Annotated in this window: 11 protein-coding genes; 7 read left to right on the plus strand and 4 right to left on the minus strand. The window is 44.2% G+C overall.

What is annotated here, in order from left to right:
• A partial coding sequence (locus tag ACE5CV_RS10795) for an NUDIX domain-containing protein (protein ID WP_374950181.1) occupies window positions 1-641 on the minus strand: 641 nt, incomplete at its 3' end.
• A gap of 186 nt (window positions 642-827) precedes the next feature.
• On the opposite strand from ACE5CV_RS10795, the gene bglX reads away from it, so the two are divergent.
• The 6 genes from bglX (at window position 828) to ACE5CV_RS10825 (ending at window position 15,559) form a co-directional block, all read left to right on the plus strand.
• Window positions 828-3,134: a beta-glucosidase BglX gene (gene bglX / locus ACE5CV_RS10800; protein ID WP_374950182.1), complete on the plus strand. Its 2,307-nt coding sequence runs from the start codon at window positions 828-830 to the stop codon at window positions 3,132-3,134.
• Between the two features lie 783 nt (window positions 3,135-3,917).
• Complete coding sequence (locus ACE5CV_RS10805) at window positions 3,918-7,139, plus strand: SusC/RagA family TonB-linked outer membrane protein (protein ID WP_374950183.1); 3,222 nt, start codon at window positions 3,918-3,920, stop codon at window positions 7,137-7,139.
• 27 nt (window positions 7,140-7,166) lie between these two features.
• Window positions 7,167-8,984, plus strand: coding sequence for a RagB/SusD family nutrient uptake outer membrane protein (locus tag ACE5CV_RS10810; RefSeq protein WP_374950184.1), 1,818 nt, complete (start codon window positions 7,167-7,169; stop codon window positions 8,982-8,984).
• Window positions 8,985-9,070: 86 nt separating this feature from the next.
• The gene (locus ACE5CV_RS10815; protein ID WP_374950185.1) at window positions 9,071-12,643 is read left to right on the plus strand and encodes a VCBS repeat-containing protein; all 3,573 of its coding nucleotides are present in this window, start codon (window positions 9,071-9,073) and stop codon (window positions 12,641-12,643) included.
• 18 nt (window positions 12,644-12,661) lie between these two features.
• Window positions 12,662-13,981 carry a vanadium-dependent haloperoxidase gene (locus ACE5CV_RS10820; RefSeq protein WP_374950186.1) on the plus strand — a complete coding sequence of 440 codons (1,320 nt, stop codon included), beginning with the start codon at window positions 12,662-12,664 and terminating at the stop codon, window positions 13,979-13,981.
• A 27-nt stretch (window positions 13,982-14,008) separates the two neighbouring features.
• Window positions 14,009-15,559: an FG-GAP repeat domain-containing protein gene (locus ACE5CV_RS10825; protein WP_374950187.1), complete on the plus strand. Its 1,551-nt coding sequence runs from the start codon at window positions 14,009-14,011 to the stop codon at window positions 15,557-15,559.
• Window positions 15,560-15,595: 36 nt separating this feature from the next.
• On the opposite strand, the gene ACE5CV_RS10830 is transcribed toward ACE5CV_RS10825, so the two are convergent.
• Window positions 15,596-16,873, minus strand: coding sequence for a multiheme c-type cytochrome (locus tag ACE5CV_RS10830; protein ID WP_374950188.1), 1,278 nt, complete (start codon window positions 16,871-16,873; stop codon window positions 15,596-15,598).
• Between the two features lie 150 nt (window positions 16,874-17,023).
• Here ACE5CV_RS10830 and ACE5CV_RS10835 point away from each other — a divergent pair, with 150 nt between their 5' ends.
• Window positions 17,024-17,407, plus strand: coding sequence for a hypothetical protein (locus ACE5CV_RS10835; RefSeq protein ID WP_374950189.1), 384 nt, complete (start codon window positions 17,024-17,026; stop codon window positions 17,405-17,407).
• On the opposite strand, the gene bla is transcribed toward ACE5CV_RS10835, so the two are convergent.
• Window positions 17,404-18,126: a subclass B1 metallo-beta-lactamase gene (bla, locus tag ACE5CV_RS10840; RefSeq protein ID WP_374950190.1), complete on the minus strand. Its 723-nt coding sequence runs from the start codon at window positions 18,124-18,126 to the stop codon at window positions 17,404-17,406. The two genes, ACE5CV_RS10835 and bla, sit on opposite strands and share 4 nt — an antisense overlap.
• 3 nt (window positions 18,127-18,129) lie before the next feature.
• The gene (gene pgmB / locus ACE5CV_RS10845; RefSeq protein ID WP_374950191.1) at window positions 18,130-18,783 is read right to left on the minus strand and encodes a beta-phosphoglucomutase; all 654 of its coding nucleotides are present in this window, start codon (window positions 18,781-18,783) and stop codon (window positions 18,130-18,132) included.
• Window positions 18,784-18,799 lie beyond the last annotated feature (16 nt).

Raw genomic sequence — 18,799 nt, forward strand, 5'->3', positions numbered from 1 at the left:
CCGAAGCCCAGCATACGGCGTTGAAAATTGCGCCTGTCTAACTTGGTCCCTAAAATTGTTTCGTACAATTTTTGCAGCTCGGGCATTGTAAATTCTTTGGGCATTAAGTTGTAACCTATAGGCTGATAATTTAATTGCACGCGCAGGGTGTCCAGGGCGCTTTTAAAAATCAATTCGTGATCAAGCAGAAACTGGGGCAGGTCGTCCAGATCCCGCCAGGTACAAATGTCAGAGAATTGGTCAGGTGTGGGGATCACGTCAAAAAAATCAACCAGGGCATAGTAACCTATCGAAATAAAGCGATGTGAGAAGAAATTTTTCCCGCGTTCAATCAGGTTATCATACATCTCGTTATGCTGCTTATTACGGCCGGGGTTGCCAAACACCTTGAATTGTTGTAAAAAGATCTTATCGATACCGGTACGTGTTGCCAGGATACGGGTTGCCGCATCGTCAATCGGCTCATCTTTGAGCACAAAGCCACCGGGAAGCTGCCAGCCTTCCTCGTTTTTGCTCTTTAGCATCAATACTTTCATTTGCCCCTCATGAAAACCAAATACCACACAATCAATTGATATATGATCGAGGTAAATACGGTACGCCTCGGCCGAAAAATCTTCCAGTTCCTGTTTAGTCAACATTTAGCTATTCTAATAAAATTACTTTGATTGTTTATATTTTATATCTACAATTGTGTACCAATTACACCTGTAGTTTACCTTAATTTAATAATCAATTATAGTTAATAAGTTTAACATACTTTAATAATGCAAACATTTACATTATTTATTGTTGTTACAGCCTAGATATAATTATACGTACCCCAAATGAAAATATTTTTTACAAACAAACCCTTCCTAAATATAGCGGCTGTTGCATTGCTTGCTTTGCCCATGCCGGTTTTTGCACAAACCCCAACAGCAGATGCAGAAATGAACGCTTTTGTAACCACGCTGATGAAAAAGATGACCATCGATGAAAAGATAGGTCAGCTGAATTTAGTTACAGGCGGTATGGCCATTACCGGCTCTGTTACTAATAACGGTATTGACAATGGCATTACCAAAGGGCAAATAGGCGGCATATTTGGATTATACGGTACAGAAAATGTGCGCAAAGCACAGGATGCAGCGGTAAAAACTACCCGGCTGCATATACCCTTGATATTTGGGTTAGATGTTATCCACGGCCATCGTACCATATTCCCTATTCCGTTAGGGATGTCGGCAACCTGGGACCTGGGGATTATCCAAAACTCGGCTCATATCGCTGCAAAGGAGGCCACTGCCGAAGGTTTGAACTGGGTATTCTCGCCAATGGTTGATATTGCCCGCGACGCACGCTGGGGCCGTATATCTGAAGGTAGCGGCGAAGACCCATGGTTAGGCGGCCAGATTGCCGGCGCTATGGTACGCGGTTACCAGGGTACCAGCATGAAAAATGCCGACGCCGTTATGGCTTGCGTAAAGCACTTCGCCTTATATGGTGGTGCCGAAGCAGGCCGTGAATACAATACTGTTGATATGAGCCGCCTGCGGATGTATCAGGACTATTTGCCGCCATACAAAGCAGCGCTTGACGCGGGTGCCGGCAGCTTTATGAGTTCTTTTAACGTAGTTGACGGCGTGCCTGCTACTACCAACCGCTGGTTATTGACAGATTTGCTGCGTAATCAGTGGGGCTTTAAGGGCTTTGTAGTGTCGGATTACACCGCGGTGAACGAAGTTAGCAACCATGGCCTGGGCGATCTGCAGCAGGTATCGGCACTGGCGTTAAAAGCCGGCCTTGATATGGACATGGTAGGAGAGGGCTTTTTAAGCACGCTAAAAAAATCATTGAATGAAAAGAAAGTTACCATTGCTGATATCGACCTGGCCTGCCGCCGCGTGTTAGAGGCTAAGTATAAATTGGGGCTGTTTGATAACCCTTACAAATCCATCAACCCGGAGAAAGAAAAAACCGACGTTTTTACCGATGAGAACCGCAAAGCCGCCCGCATAGCTGCCGAGCACTCATTTGTGTTATTAAAGAATACCAACCAGATCTTGCCGTTAAAAAAATCGGGAGGCAGTATTGCAGTTGTTGGCCCGCTGGGCGATAACAAACGCGATATGCTGGGTACATGGGTAATTGCCGGTGAGTGGGAAAAATCGGTAAGTGTATTAGAAGGTATCAAGCACGTTGTTGGCGATAATGTTAAAGTGAGCTATGCAAAAGGATCGAACATTACAGATGATACCACTTTTATAAAACGGCTTAACTTTGGCCCGGGTATGGTTGGCCTCGATGCTAAATCGCCTGATGAGATGATAGATGATGCAGTTAAGGCGGCTAAGAAGGCTGATGTAGTTGTTGCCGTTGTAGGCGAATCGCAAAGCATGAGTGGCGAATCGTCAAGCCGGTCGGATATCAGCATTCCAGAAAGCCAGCGTAAAATGTTAAAGGCGCTTTACCTAACAGGCAAACCGGTAGTAATTGTATTATTTAATGGGCGCCCGCTTACCTTAACTACCGAAAATGAAAATGCGGCTGCTATATTAGATGTATGGGCACCAGGTACCGAAGCAGGTAATGCTGTTGCCGATGTGCTTTTTGGTAACTACAACCCTTCGGGCAAATTAACCACAACCTTCCCGCGTTCGGTTGGGCAGATACCTATTTATTATAACCACTTAAATACCGGCCGGCCTTACAGCGATGGCCCGACAAAATTCAAGTCGAACTACCTGGATATTTCCAACGATCCGTTGTTTCCGTTTGGTTACGGCTTAAGTTACAGCAAATTCAATTACAGCAATATTAAACTGAGCAAAACCAAATTAAAAGGTAACGAAACTTTAACCGCTACAGTTACCGTAACCAATGCCGGTACATATGCGGGAGAAGAAACGGTACAATTATATATCAGTGACCCTGTTGCCAGTGTAAGCCGTGCAGTTAAGGAATTGAAAGGTTTTAAAAAGGTAATGCTGCAAATTGGGGAAAAAAAGGATGTGACATTTAATATTACCCCGGCACAATTAAAATTTTATAACAGCCAGCTAAAGTACGATTGGGAACCGGGGGAGTTCGGAATTCAGATCGGTACCAATTCAACAGACGTTAAAACTGCTCAAATTCAATGGGAAAAATAACCCCTATATCACTAATTTCCGTTATATAAAAAACTGAAAAAAATGCCTTGGCTAAACCCCAGGGCATTTTTGATTTATACAAACGTTAGATAGGCACATTTCGCGGCTATTTGCATTACCGCTTTGGTTTGATATGAGCTGGTAACAACTTGTTAACTTGGGGTTGATATTGAATTGATAAACAGTGCTACATGAGCCACTACTTTCTGTAAAATTTTAAAAAGTTTTGCGTGGGAAACCAAACATCACGCTTAATTAAAGTAAAAGCTTTGATTTTCAAGTAAAAACTGTTGGATAACAACTTTTTTACATTGTCAACTTTTTACAAAAAACTTACATTTATTAATATTTATTTAACGCAAACGTTATAAAATATAAAAAGCGACACTTTTTAATCCAAATAATAAATAATTCATAATTCTATAACCCGTACTTGTGTAACCTCTACACACTATTTATATTAGTGCATTACCATTATAAACTTTTCTGTAGAAAGAAAAGCAAACAAAACTTAACGAACAACCATATCAATGGCACTACAAACAGCAGGGCTAATTGTATGGGCAACTGAATTAAAGAACGGGACAGTAGCGTAGATATATGATTAAACTTTTACATTCTTTTCTTTTCGTAATCTTCTCATTAAAAGGGCATCTCACCCCTTTGTCAAAAAAAAATCGTTTAGGTTTTTCCTTAATGCCGCTACCGGTCCGTTTAAACCATACACCCAATATTGAACTAAAATCTTAAATCAAATATATTAATCAACTAAATCTCAATCTCATGTTTAAAAGTTTACTCCTTAAAGGAAGAGTGCTCATGCTGCTACTGTGCTGCATGGTTTCTTCACTGGTAGTTACAGCCCAAACAAAACGCACAGGCCGTGTTACTGGCAGCGACGACAAGTTGCCGGTAGTTGGCGCCTCGGTGCGTATCAAGGGTACCACTACCGGAACACAAACAGACGTTAACGGACAATTTACATTAAATGTAAGTACCGGCAACGTATTGGTTGTATCTTACATCGGGTATACCCCGCAAGAAGTTACTGTAGGCTCGGGCGACCAGATCTCAGTCGTTTTACAAGCTGCAAGTAATAGCTTAAATGAAGTAGTAGTAACCGGCTACACTTCGCAACGTAAAAAAGATATCTCTGGTTCGGTATCTACTGTTAACGTATCAGAAGCTATCAAAATCCCAACCAGTAATGCTGAGCAGTTTTTGCAAGGTCAGGCTTCGGGTGTAACTGCTATAACGCAGGGTGCTCCGGGTGCTGGTGCGCAGATACTGGTACGTGGTATCTCAAACTTTGGTGATTCTGGCCCGCTTATCGTTATCGATGGTGTGCAAGGTGGTAACCTGGGCAACGTTAACCCTAACGATATCGAATCGATCTCTGTATTGAAAGATGCGGGTGCAACTGCCATTTACGGTGTTGCCGGTGGTAACGGTGTTGTTTTGGTTACAACTAAAAGAGGTAAAACAGGTAAATCTGTATTTACTTACGATGCTTACTATGGTACTACCCGTCCGCTTGGTGGTAACCCTTTCAACGTATTAAATGCTAAAGATTATCTGGCACTTGTTAAACAGGTAGAGCCTAAAAGTGGCTTGTTCCTGGCTAACGGCGGCATTGCCGATTACGGTGCTCAGGGTTCTTTTAACGGTGCTAACGTAAAAGGCCAGTTTGCTGCAGGTGCGCCTGAAGTGGATGCTGCCCGCTACAAACTGGACGAATTTAACCCAAACAACGATTACCTGATCCAGAAGTATGACAATAACATCGGTACAGATTGGTTCCACGCCATATTTAAACCGGCTTCTACACAATCACATACCATTTCTGGTAGCGGTGCTAACGACAAAAACTCTTACTACTTCTCTGGTGGTTACATTGATCAAAAAGGTACATTGATTGAAAGCTACTTTAAAAGAGCACAGGCTCGTGTTAATACAACCTTTAACATTAAAGATCATTTCCGTGTTGGTGAATCTGCAACTTTGTTTTATACCTTGTCTCCAAACGGCCAGGGTGGTATACCGGGTGGTGGTAACTTAAATGAAGGTAACGCGATTTCTGAAGTTTACCGTATAGAGCCGCAAATCCCTATTTACGATGTTGCAGGTAACTATGCAGGTACTTACGCAGGCCCTACGCAATTAGGTAATGCTATTAACCCTGTTGCTTTACAGGAAAGACAACGTAATAATCAAAACAAATTCTGGAACATGGAAGGTACCGTGTTTGCCGAAGCTGATATTTTAACCCACTTCACAGTTCGTACTGCATTTAGTGGTTTTGTAAGAAATTCTTACAACACGGCGATTAATTACAGGCAATATGATAGCGGTGAGGCTCATGGTGGTAATAACTCTTTCAGCGAGTATGCTCGTTACGAGAATGCTTACAACTGGACAAACACTATCAACTACGGACAGATATTTGGCAAACACAATGTTAAATTCTTAGCCGGTTACGAGCAGAAACAATACTCAAGCCGCGAGTTACAGGCATCAGCTAACAACTTACCGTCATTAGATCCTTCATTTGTAACTGTTGCTAACGGTACTCCTGTTACTGCGCCGTTTAGTACTAACTTCCAGCCGACTTCTATCCAATCATTATTTGGCCGTTTAGATTATATCTATAACGACAGATACATCTTAGGTGCAACCATCCGTCGTGATGCTTCGTCTGTATTTGCGCCGGGTAAAAGAGTTGGTTACTTCCCTTCAGTCTCATTAGGTTGGAGAGTTTCTCAAGAGGCCTTTATGAAGGGTGTTACCTGGGTTAACGACTTGAAACTTCGTGGTAGCTACGGTGCATCTGGTTTCCAGGGCAACGTAGGTGGTGCTAACGCATCAACTTTGTTCGGTTTGAATAAAGGTTCGTCATTCTACGCAATTGATGGTTCTATCAGCTCGCCAACTCAAGGTTTCTTCAACAGAACAATTGGTAATGCTGCAACAACCTGGGAAACTGATAAGATTACCAACGTCGGTTTCGACGCGACCTTATTTAATAAATTAGATGTTACTGCTGAATATTATATTAAAAAATCGTCTGATTTGTTGTTTAATCCGGCTTTGCCAGCGACAACAGGTGGTGCTGCACAACCATATGTTAACTTAGGTGAGGTACAAAATAAAGGTTTTGATTTATCGGTAAACTACCGTGATAAAATTGGCAGCGACCTTGGCTTTAATGTAGGTATCAACGTTACAACCTTCAAAAACAACATCAATTCAGCTCCTTACAGCTTTACGCAGGTGGGTAGCCGTATCGGCGATATCGTAAGGCAAACTGTTGGTCACCCAATTGGTTCGTTCTATGGTTATGATGTAATCGGTTACTTCTCATCAGCTGCTGATGTTGCAGGCTCACCTGCACAGGCTGATGCTGCTCCGGGCCGTTTCAAATACCGTGACGTTAACGGTGATAATAAGATCACTGATGCTGACCGTACTTACTTCGGTAAAGGTAGCCCAGACTTCACTTACGGCTTAAACTTAGGTTTAAACTACAAAGGTTTCGACTTTAGCGCTGTATTCTACGGCTCACAAGGTAACGACAACTTTAACTACGTTAAATACTGGACAAACTTCTACAGCTCTTTAACCGGTAACAAAGGTAACGACCTGTATTTTAACTCTTGGAGCCCAACTAACCTAAATCCTAAAGCTCCAATTGCCGAGGTAGCATCTACATTCAGCTCGGCCGGTGTTGTTAACTCTTACTATCTTGAAAACGGTTCATTCTTAAAAATGCGCGTAGCTCAATTAGGTTACACGTTTGGCAGCGGAATCAAGAAAATCGGAGTTGATAAATTAAACGTATATATACAAGGAACCAACCTATTCACAATTACCAAATACACAGGTTTAGATCCAGAAATCCAGTCATTAAGCAGGGATGCCAACGGCGGTAACAGCCCTGGCGTTGATTTTGGTAACTATCCTAACAACGAGCGTAAATTTATCTTAGGCGTACGTTTATCATTTTAATTAAGAATAAGTTAAAAAAATTATAAGATGAAAAAGTTAAATTATAAATTGATTGTTGTAGGCTCCGTTGCTACACTTGCATTCTCAATGTCGTGCAAGAAGTTTCTGGACAAAACGCCTACCGGATCGTTAAACACAACGGTGTTGGCCAACAAAGCCGGTGTTGATGGTCTACTGATTGGTGCTTACGCACTGTGTGACGGTGTTTATAACGGCCAAAAGGGCGATCCTTGGCGTACAGGTACCGATAACTGGATTTATGGTAGTGTTGCTGCAGATGATGCACACAAGGGCTCAACCCCGGGTGACCAGCCAAGCGCTGCTGATATCGAGGCACGTACAATGAATGGTGTTAACGATTACCTGGATCCGAAATGGAGAATGAACTTTGCGGGTGTACAACGCGCAAATGACGTTATCCGCGAGATCGCGATGGTAAAAGACGGTTCATTAACAGCCGGCGATATTGCACAGGCAACTGCCGAAGCCCGTTTCTTGCGTGCTTTTTACCACTTCGAGTTAGCTAAACTGTGGAGAAACGTTCCTTATGCTGACGAGACTGTTACTTATGACGCCGGTAACTACACAATTGGTAACCCTGGCCCGATATGGGACAAGATCACTGCCGATTTTGCAGCAGCAGCAGCAGTTTTGCCTGCTACACAACCGCAGGTAGGCCGTGCAAACAAATGGGCAGCGAAAGCTTTCCAGGCTAAAGCGTTGATGTATGATCACAAATATGCTGAGGCTTTAACAATCCTTAAAGACCTTATTGCTAACGGTGTTACTGCCGGTGGTGCAAAATATACTTTAGGCAAGTTCGCAAACAACTTTAACCCGTCAACCAAAAACGGCCCTGAGGGTGTGTTTGTGGTACAAACATCTGTTAAAGATGGTTCTAACGGTTTAAATGGTAACGGTGGTAGCGTACTAAACTTTGGTGCAGGTGGCCCGGCAACTTGCTGTGGTTTCTTCCAGCCATCATTCAGCTTGGTTAACGCTTACAAAACTGATGCAGTTACCGGTTTACCATTGTTAGATACTTACAATAATTCAGATCTGAAAAACGATCAGGGTATCAGCGAGTCGGCTCCGTTCACTCCATCTACTGAAACGGTTGATCCACGTTTAGACTGGACAGTTGGCCGCAGAGGTATCCCTTACCTTGACTGGGGTTTACACCCGGGTAAAGCATGGGCTCGTGACCAGGAAGATGGTGGTCCGTATACTGCTATCAAAAACGTTTATTACCAGGCTGCACAAGCTACAACTTCAGATAGCTACGCTGGTTGGGCTGCAAATCAGTCAACTGCTAACAGCTACAACGCTATCCGTTTTGCCGATATCATTTTATGGGCTGCAGAGTGCGAAATTGAAGTTGGTTCGTTAGAAAACGCCCGTACCTATGTTAACCAGATCCGTACCCGTGCGGCTGATGCAACAGGTTGGGTACATACTTACATTGATGCAAGTAAACCAACCGGTGGTTACACAAGCACACCGGCTGCCAATTACAAAATTGGAACATACCCTGCTACTGCGTTTACAGACAAAGCTGCAGCACGTAAGATCGTTTATTTTGAGCGTCGTTTAGAGTTTGGTATGGAAGGTCACCGTTTCTTCGACTTACAACGTTGGGATGGTATCACCGGTGGCCCTATGGGTGCTGGTTTCATGGGTGCACAAATCAATGCTTATTTAGCACATGAGAATGCAGTACCTAACTTCCCTATCTTGTTGATCAAACAAGCTAAATTTACAGTAGGTAAAAATGAGTTATACCCTATCCCACAAGAGCAGATAGACGTTACTCAAGGCAATATCAAACAAAACCCTGGCTATTAATAGCAGGCAATTGCCAAACTAAAAAGAGGGGGAGATATTTATCTTCCCCTCTTTTTTTATTTTATATTTGCTACAGACCTATTATAATGAGAGCTTTAAGATTACCCCTGATCATCGCCATTGCGCTTTTTGCCTTTTCGTGCAAAAAAGCTACCCTGTTTGAAAAAATACCATCATCGCACTCCAGGATCAAATTCAATAACGAAATTGTTGAGAACGATTCTATCAATCCGCTGGATATGCTTAATATGTACAATGGTGGTGGCGTAGGCGTGGGCGATTTTAATAACGACGGCTTACAGGATCTGTATTTTATTGGTAATACGGTATCAAATAAATTGTATATCAACAAAGGTGATATGCAATTTGATGATGTTACCACCCGGGCAGGTGTTGGCGGCAACGGCGGATGGGGCAGGGGCGTAGCTGTTTTTGATATCAATAACGATGGGTATAAAGACATTTACGTATGTAATACGCTGTTGAATAATCCCGCTAAGCGGATGAATTTGCTGTACATTAATCAGGGGCCTGACAAAGAAGGCGTACCGCATTTTAAAGAATTAGCCAAAGAGTATGGTCTGGATATCAACACCCACTCTACCATGGCATCTTTTTTTGATTACGATAACGATGGTGATCTGGATATGTACCTTACGGTTAACGAGGCGCAAGCTACAGATAATACCAGTGCTTTCAGGCCGTTGCTTAAAGATGGCTCGGCGCGCAGTACGGGCAGGCTTTACCGTAACGATTTTAACCCGGCGTTAAAGCACGGAGTATACAGTAACGTATCGAAAGAAGCAGGTATCCTGATAGAGGGCTACGGCCACGCTGCCAGCGTTGTAGATATTAACCGCGACGGCTGGAAAGATATTTATGTAACCAACGATTTTTTACCCAACAACATCCTGTACATCAACAACCACGACGGTACTTTTACCGACCGGACGCAGGAATATTTTAAACATACGGCCACCAGCGCAATGGGGCAGGACATTCAGGATATTAATAACGATGGCCTGGCCGATGTTTTTGAACTGGATATGGACCCGGAGGATAATTACCGGAAGAAGATGTTTATGCCGGGTACATCTAACCAACTGTACCAGAATTTTGATCAGTACGGTTACCAGTACCAGTATAACCATAATACCTTGCAGCTTAACCAGGGCCCTCGCCTGGGGCAAAACGACTCTATCGGCGCACCTGTATTCAGTGAGATCTCATTCCTGAGCGGCGTTGCCCAGACAGACTGGAGCTGGGGGCCTATGATCACGGATTTTGATAACGATGGCTATCGCGATATTGTAATAACCAACGGTTATCCGCGCGATGTTACCGATCATGATTTCATCGCTTTCCGTAACGAATCATTTGCTGTTGCAACTAAAAAACAGATCCTGGAACAGATCCCAGTAGTGAAGATCCCCAACTACGCTTTCCGCAATACAGGCACACTGCAGTTTGAGGATGTATCAAAAGCCTGGGGAATTGATGAGCCAAGCTTTTCTAACGGTGCTGCCTACGCCGATCTGGACAACGACGGCGCCATGGATATGATCATCAACAATATTAACGGTGAGGCGTCGGTGTACCGCAATACTTTACGCAGTAAGGATAAAGGAGATAATCATTACCTGCACATTCAATTTAAAGGTCCGGGGCAAAACAAGGATGGCATTGGTACCTGGGCAGATATTTATTACAACAACGGCAAACACCAGGTTTACGAGAATACGCCTTTCCGGGGCTACCTGTCTACCATTCAGAATATTGCTAATTTTGGTTTGGGCAAGGTAACTAAACTCGATTCGGTTGTAATTAAGTGGCAAAATGGGAAACAGCAAACATTGCTTAACGTCAATGCGGATCAGACCCTAAAAGTTGATATTGCCAATGCCAATAAAAATTATTCGTTCGATAGCCCTAAAGTTAACACCCAATCTTTGTTTACCGAGGTAACCCGGGATGTGGGTATCAACTACATGCACAAGGCTACAGACTTTGTAGATTTTAATATTCAAAAGCTTATCCCTCATAAATTATCGGAGTATGCACCTGCGGTTGCCGTGGGCGATGTTGACAGCAATGGATTTGATGACATGGTAGTTGGCGGTACATCAAAGTATCCGGCACAACTGTTTTTGCAGCAAGCCACCGGTAAATTTGTTCAGCGCGATATGATCAAAGCTGCCGCACCAGGCGAGAAATTTAAAGATGAAGGTTTGCTTTTGTTTGATGCCGACGGTGATGGCGACCTTGACCTTTATGCCGCCAGCGGTGGGTATGAAGAGCAGCCCGGCTCAAAATCTTACCAGGATAGGGTTTACATGAACGATGGCAAGGGCAATTTTACCTTACAGCCGAATGCATTACCTGCTAATTTTACCAGCAAACTTTGCGTTAAAGCGGTAGATTATGACAAAAATGGTAAGCTCGACCTGTTTGTTTCAGGCAGGGTAGAGCCCTGGAGTTACCCTAAACCGGTATCCAGCTTTGTACTGCGTAACGATAGCAAACCGGGGCAGATCCGCTTTACGGATGTTACGCCGACAGTAGCAAAGGGTCTTAAAAACATTGGCCTGGTGTGTGATGCCGCGTTTACGGATTACGATAACGACGGCTGGCCCGACCTGGTGATAACCGGCGAGTGGATGCCTGTTACCTTCCTGAAGAATGTTCACGGTACGTTTAAAAACGCCACCGCTGCAACCGGCATTGCCGATAAATTGGGATGGTGGAACACCATTACCGGTGCCGATTTTGATCATGACGGTGATATTGATTATGTAGTTGGCAACACCGGCCTGAATACTTTTTATAAAGCGACCGATAAGTATCCGATGTATATTACTGCCAAAGATTTTGATAACAACAATAGTTATGATGCTTTCCCGTCGCTGTTCCTGAAAGATCAGCAAGGCGAGATGCAGGAATTCCCTGCACATACCCGCGAGGATGTTGTGAAGCAGGTGATCAGCATGCGGGTAAGGTATCAGAATTTTAAATCGTTCGCTACCGCTACCATGGATAGTGTATTGACGCCGGAAATGCGCAAAGGTGCCCTAAGGCTTAAGGCAAACATGCTGCAATCATGTTACCTGCGTAATGATGGCAAAGGAAGATTTACAATGATCGCGCTGCCCGAGCAGGCGCAGATCTCACAATTGAGCGGAATGGTGGTTGACGATTTTGACGGCGATGGCAACCTGGATGTGGCGCTCAACGGCAATGATTTTGGTACCGAAGTAAGCACCGGCCGTTACGATGCCTTTAACGGGTTGCTGCTGAAAGGCGACGGTAAGGGTGGATTTAAGCCGCTCACCATTCAGCAAAGTGGTATTTACATCCCGGGAAACGGCAAGGCACTGGTAAAATTAAGGGGGGCCAAAGGTAAATATATGCTGGCAGCTACCCAGTATAAAGGCGCCATGAAGGTTTTTGAATTGAAGAAACCTGTACGTACCGTGCAATTACAGCCAATGGATATGTTTGCTACTATCAAATACAAAAATGGCAGGGCAGAAAAGCAGGAGTTTTATAATGGCGGATCATTCTTGTCACAATCGGCAAGGTTCTTTAATATCGATGCCGCAATGGCTTCGGTTACCGTTACAGACAATGCCGGGCATACCCGTAGTATTGCATTAAATTAATATATTGCCTAACCAATTATGAGATACTTTAAGCTATTACTTGCCGCTGCCTTTTTATTGGTTTTTGCAGGTTGTAAACAAAAGGGTAAGGGCAAATTGCTGAGTGACGCCCAGGTTTTACATGAAAATGTAGACCAGCTAACGCAGGTGATCATATATGATGTGTTTAGCCCGCCCGTTGCCAGCCGCATTTATGGATACACATCGCTTGCAGCGTATGAAGCCATGCGCTTTGCCGATCCTAAGTACCAATCTATAGTAAGCCAGTTAAACGGATTTAAGCCCCTCCCGCAACCTAAAAAAGGTTTAAAGTATAACTACACGCTGGCTGCCACCAAAGCATTTTTTACCGTTGCCCACAAGGTGACCTTTTCTGTAGATACGTTAAAGAAATATGAGAATAAAGTATTTGCAATGTACCAGGACAACCTGGACGATTCTACCTATGCCCGATCGGTAGAGTTTGGTGAAAAGATGGGCAAGGCCATATTGGGCCGTGCAGCGTTTGACAATTACCCGCAAACACGTGGTAAGCCGCGCTTTTTGGGAACAAGCGATGATGGCAAATGGCACCCAACACCACCCGACTATTTAGACGGTGTAGAGTTTTGCTGGGGTACTATGGAAACTTTCGCGGTCAAATCATCGTCAGATTTTGCCCTGCCGCCACCGCCGCCGTTTAGCGAAGATAAAAACAGTGAGTATTTTAAGCAGAACATGGCTGTTTACAATCAAAGCAAAAACAATACGAAGGAACAGATCACCATCGCAAAATTCTGGGATGATAACCCCTTTGTGATCCAGCACAACGGCCACATGATGTTTGTAAACAAAAAGATCACCCCCGGCGGCCACTGGATGGGGGTAACGGCCATTGCCTGCAAAAAAACCAAAGCCAACGCGGTTAAAACGGCCCAGGCTTACGCCCTAACTTCAATAGCGCTTTATGATGCCTTTATTTGCGGTTGGCAGGTTAAATATACTACGCAATATATCCGCCCGGTTACGGTTATAAACGATAAGATAGACCATACCTGGCTGCCGCTATTGCAAACCCCGCCGTTTCCGGAGTATCCGAGTGGCCATAGCGATATCAGCGGCGCATCGGCAGTGATACTTACCCATTTATTTGGCGATAATTTTGACTATATGGATACCAGCGACCTTCGGTACATTGGCATGCAGCGCCATTTCGATTCTTTTTTAAAAGCTGCCGACGAGTGTTCATTAAGCAGGTATTACGGCGGAATCCATTATAAAGTAAGTGTTGATGCCGGCGCGAAGCAGGGCCGCCAGATAGGCGAATACATTTGGAACAAACTTAAATTACAAAACTAACAAGAACAGTACAAGTATTAACGTTTTATGAAACTCAATAAAGCTTTTTTATTTACATCCTCAATTTTATCTGCCGTTTTGATACTGTCGGCAGGCTCGCTGCTTAACGGCTGCAAAAGCAAATCAGATACCGCTTACAAGCTTACCGGCGATACGTTAGCCGATGGTAAGGCCCTGGTGCAATTGCATTGTACTAAGTGCCACTCACTGGTGCCTATCAATGCTTTAACCAAAACCATCTGGACGGTGCATACCTTGCCTGCCATGTCGCAGTTTGTGGGGATCTCTACCTATGGTACCGATTACTATAAATCTGAAAAGGACACCGCCGGCCTGTCGTTGCTGGAGTGGCAAAGCATAGTTGCCTATTACAAAAAACTGGCGCCGGATACCTTGATACCTGCCAAAGCCCCATCGCCGTTACTGAAAGACTGGGCAGGCTTCAGCCTTATCAAACCGGCTAAGGTGAATGACATTTGTTTTACTACAATGGTTGCATCGAGCCCAAATACCGGTAAATTATATACCGGCGATGTAGTGTCCGGAAATCTGACCGAGTGGACAAACTTAAAAATAACCAATCTAACCAGGATTCCGTCAGCAGCGGTAAATGCTGATTTTGTAAAGGACAGTACAGGTGCCGAGCAAGCCATAATTACCTGTATAGGCCGGTTAGACCCTATCGATTTCCCGAACGGCAGGGTGATGAATTTAAAACTGACGGGCGGAAAAGACCAGCAGTTGACTGAGATAGCAGCTGACCTGCCGCGCCCGGTGCAAACCTTAAATGCCGATTTCGACAAAGACGGAACTAACGAGATTGTTGTGCTGGGCCAGGGCCGTTTAAAGGGAGGGGTGTATCTGCTAAAACAAGCCAAAGATCACAACTCTTACAAACAATTTACCATCACCGATAGGGCAGGTGCTGTGCAGGCCGTTGCAGGCGACTATAACAAAGATGGTTGGCCGGACCTGATGATCCTTTTCGGAGAAAATAATGAAGGCCTCTCCTTGTTTTTGAATGACCATAAAGGCGGTTTTAAATCCAGGGAACTACTTACTTTCCCGCCAACCAACGGCTCTACCAGTTTTCAGCTTACCGACTTTGATCATGATGGTAACCCCGACCTGATCTACACCTGCGGCTACAACTACCGCGACTCCAGGATATTGAAACCGTATCATGGTTTATATATCTATAAAAATCTGGGCGATTTTAAATTCAAGCAAAACTGGTTTTATCCAATCAACGGCTGTACAAAAGCTATCGCTACAGATTTTGATAAGGATGGCGATATGGACATTGCCACTATAGCCTTTTTCGCCGATATGAAAAATAACCCGGCAGAGGAGTTTGTGTATTTTGAGCAGGATAAGCAGATGAACTTTAAGGCACATGCCGTACCCGTTAGCCAATACGGCCGCTGGATGAGCATGGAAGTTACGGATACCAATAAGGATGGCAACCCGGATATCGTTTTAGGTAACTATGCCAGCGGGCTGCTGTTTCAACCTAACTTCTCGCCAAACTGGGATGAACATACACCATTTATCGTACTGCAAAATAACGGCAAATAGTAATTTGTAATTACAGGCTTGAAAAGTACTGGCTGCTTATTTTTTAAGGTAAGCCAGTACTTTTTTTACTTCGTTTGGATAAATGGCAATATGGTGTGTGTTTACCAGTACCGATTGCTCCTCGTTAACAATAACCTTCGAAGGTAAAGCGGGCATGTGGCAGGCAATACAATTGGCCTTTAGTACAGCAGCAGTGAGCTTACCGGTCATTTCACACTCGTTATGTTTTGTGCTGGTATGGCAAGTACTGCAGCGTTGCGCCAATGCCACAAGGTCATTGCGCTGGTTTTTGTGCGTATTGTGGCAGGTAGCGCAATCCATTTGGCTGCTCATGTAGCATTTACTTGATTTAAGCATATCCAGCTGATCGCCATGCACATCAATGTGCGCGTAATCTACCGGTTGGGTTGACGGCGGGTGTCGTTTAAAATCACTTAGTTTATCGCCCGGTTTAAAATCAAATATCGATTTAGACGTGATGGTGTTTGTGCCCGAGTGGCAGGTACCGCATAAGTCTACTTTTTGGTTGCGGGTTAAAGCGGCTATTTTGGTAATGTATTTAGCAGTTTTAACTTTGGGGTTCTCCAGCTGAAAATCAACGTGTTTTTTTGCCGGCCCATGGCAGCGTTCACAATCGACACTTAAGATCAACGAACTTTTTTGAAACCCAACATCTTCTCCGGAAAAACTGGAAAGCTTAGGCGCTTCTTCCTTTGCGAATGAAGCATGGCACTCTAAACAACGACTAGTGATCATGCGGTCAAAACTGGCAATGGTAGTATCGTACCCCGGGCTCACAATCCAATGTTTCTTCGGGATATCGTATGATACCGGCAACTGGAAAAGTTCATTCTCTTTCCATGATAAGTAGCTGATCCCTTTTATTCCGCCCAGCACAATATCCATTCGTGCGGTGGCTACCTGTTCTTTATTAATGTAATTGGTTTGATAGTAACCGCTGTCTTTTTTTTGCATTAACAATTTCGAGTGGTCATTGTAGGCCAGGTTGTTTTCGCCGGGATTAACGCTTCCCTGGATGGTTTGAGCGGTAGCCGGCAGCGATGCTGCAAAATGTGCGGTATGCAGGTAAGTGCTGCTGATATCTTTATGACAACTTACACAGGTTTGCGCGCCGGCATATTCAGGCCCGCGCGGGTCTTTCACCTTGCCGCCGCTCAGGCACTGCGATAAAATAACAACAAGCGGAAACAAAAATGCAGGCAGTAATATAAATTTCTTATTGGTCATTAGGATATCGGCAAGGATGCATTTCGATGCATGTAGTACCGGACTAAATATAGTTTTTTTTGACAAATCTCACGGTGTAAACATTGCTTAATGCCCTCATTGGTTCATAATTCGAAAGCAACGCGTTCAATTAAGTTGTGGCACAACAAATAATATAATTATAGTACTTTGTATTGCATAATACCATGCAATGTTTATCTTTGAAAAAATAATAATATGAAAAGATTTATTTACCGGCACATACAATCATTTGGCCTTATCGGTATGATGCTGATCAGCATGGTGTCATGCAGAAGGGGCAGTACTACTGTGATAAGAACCAGCGACGATAACAATTCACAAACCATCGAGTACTCGGGCAGGGTGGTATTTAGCCGGGATCAGCGTAGCATTGATAATATTTCTAAAGACGGGCATGTGAAATTTGAACGCAACGGCAAAAAGGTAGAAGCCGTGTCAGGAAAAACCGGGCGGGTTGTGTACGAGTTTGACGGTGACAGTCCTGTAAGCAATTTGTCAACCGACCAGAAGCAGTTTGTGGCCGAGGCCGTGCAAACCATTATTCGCGAACGGAAGAAGTTACAGGCCCGTAAAAATTAACGGCTAACTACCTTGATGGTATGCGTCAGTTGCTTTTTACCCCCTTGCCAGTCCTGGTGCCCCGGGATAATATAAAGGGCATCATTAAAATGGCGCTGCAAATTTTTGATGGATGCTGGCCATTGTTTAAGATTGGCGTCGCCTGTAAAACCCTTACTGTCGGTATCTAAGCTTTTAACAAGGCAACCGCCGAAAAGTATCTGGCCCTGGGGTAACCACACTACAATGTTATCGCGAGTGTGGCCTTCGCCGGGATAGTAAGTTTTTAGAGTTACCCCTTGAATGTCAAAGGTAGTATCTTTTGCAAAGGTAAATTGTGGCAGCTCGTTATGTTCTTTTTTGGCGAGCGCATAAGTTTGCTTGCTTGAGTAAGTTTTAGCGCCATGCTTTTTCAACATGTCGAAACCGCCTACGCAGTCGTCATGAAAATGCGTGGCGACGCAGAAGATGATCTTTTTATTAAAGCGTTTTTGCACGCTATCAACCAATTGTTGGGTTTGCTCATCGCCCCAGGGCGTGTTAATCAATACAATACCTTTAGGGGTTACTGCAAACAAACTGTTCGCAGGGAAGGGTTCATCGCTACCGGGAGGGTAACCGTACGATGTACAAACGTAAAAGTTTTTAGTGAGGTGTTTAATGCTGATACTTAAGGGTTTTTTCTGACCGATACCTGCAGTGGCTATCAGCAGGCAAACAATTAAAAATTTCAATTTCATTTTTTACAGCCTGTTTAGTTGCTCCAAACTCATTTTATCCAGCCCGCTCACAACCAAATCGGCCTCTGTAAGCGTTTCAGGAGACCCGATGCCTATTGCCCTCATACCACCGGCAACTGCTGCCTGTATGCCGGCTATGGCATCCTCAAAAACAACACACTGCGCAGGCGGCACGTTCAATGCCGCTGCGCCTTTGGCAAACACCTCCGGATCAGGCTTGGGTTTAGTAACACTGTTGCCATCTACCACAACATCAAACAAGGCAGATAACTCTAGCTTATTTAGGATTGTAGGGGTGTTTTTACTGGCCGAACCGATAGCCGTTTTGATCCCGGCGTCGCGGCAGCTTTGCACAAACTCCCGGGCGCCCGGCAAAATCTCGGCAGGGGTCATCTGGTTAATCATTTCATTGTACCATTCGTTTTTTTGCGTTGCCAGCTGTAATTTTTCATCCTCAGTTTTCCCGGTAACGTTTCCCCAGCCTAATATCAGTTCAAGCGACGCCATGCGGCTTACACCTTTTAGCTGTTCATTCTGATGTTCAGTAAAGTCGAACCCCATACCGTTTGCCAGTCGTTTCCAGGCCTGGTAGTGGTAAACTGCCGTATCAACAATTACCCCGTCCAGATCAAATATGCAAGCCCTGATATTTCCCATGGAGTAAAGGTATGGG

Origin of the sequence: Mucilaginibacter sp., assembly GCF_964263795.1 — a bacterium.
In the GTDB taxonomy this organism is placed as follows: Bacteria; Bacteroidota; Bacteroidia; order Sphingobacteriales; family Sphingobacteriaceae; genus Mucilaginibacter.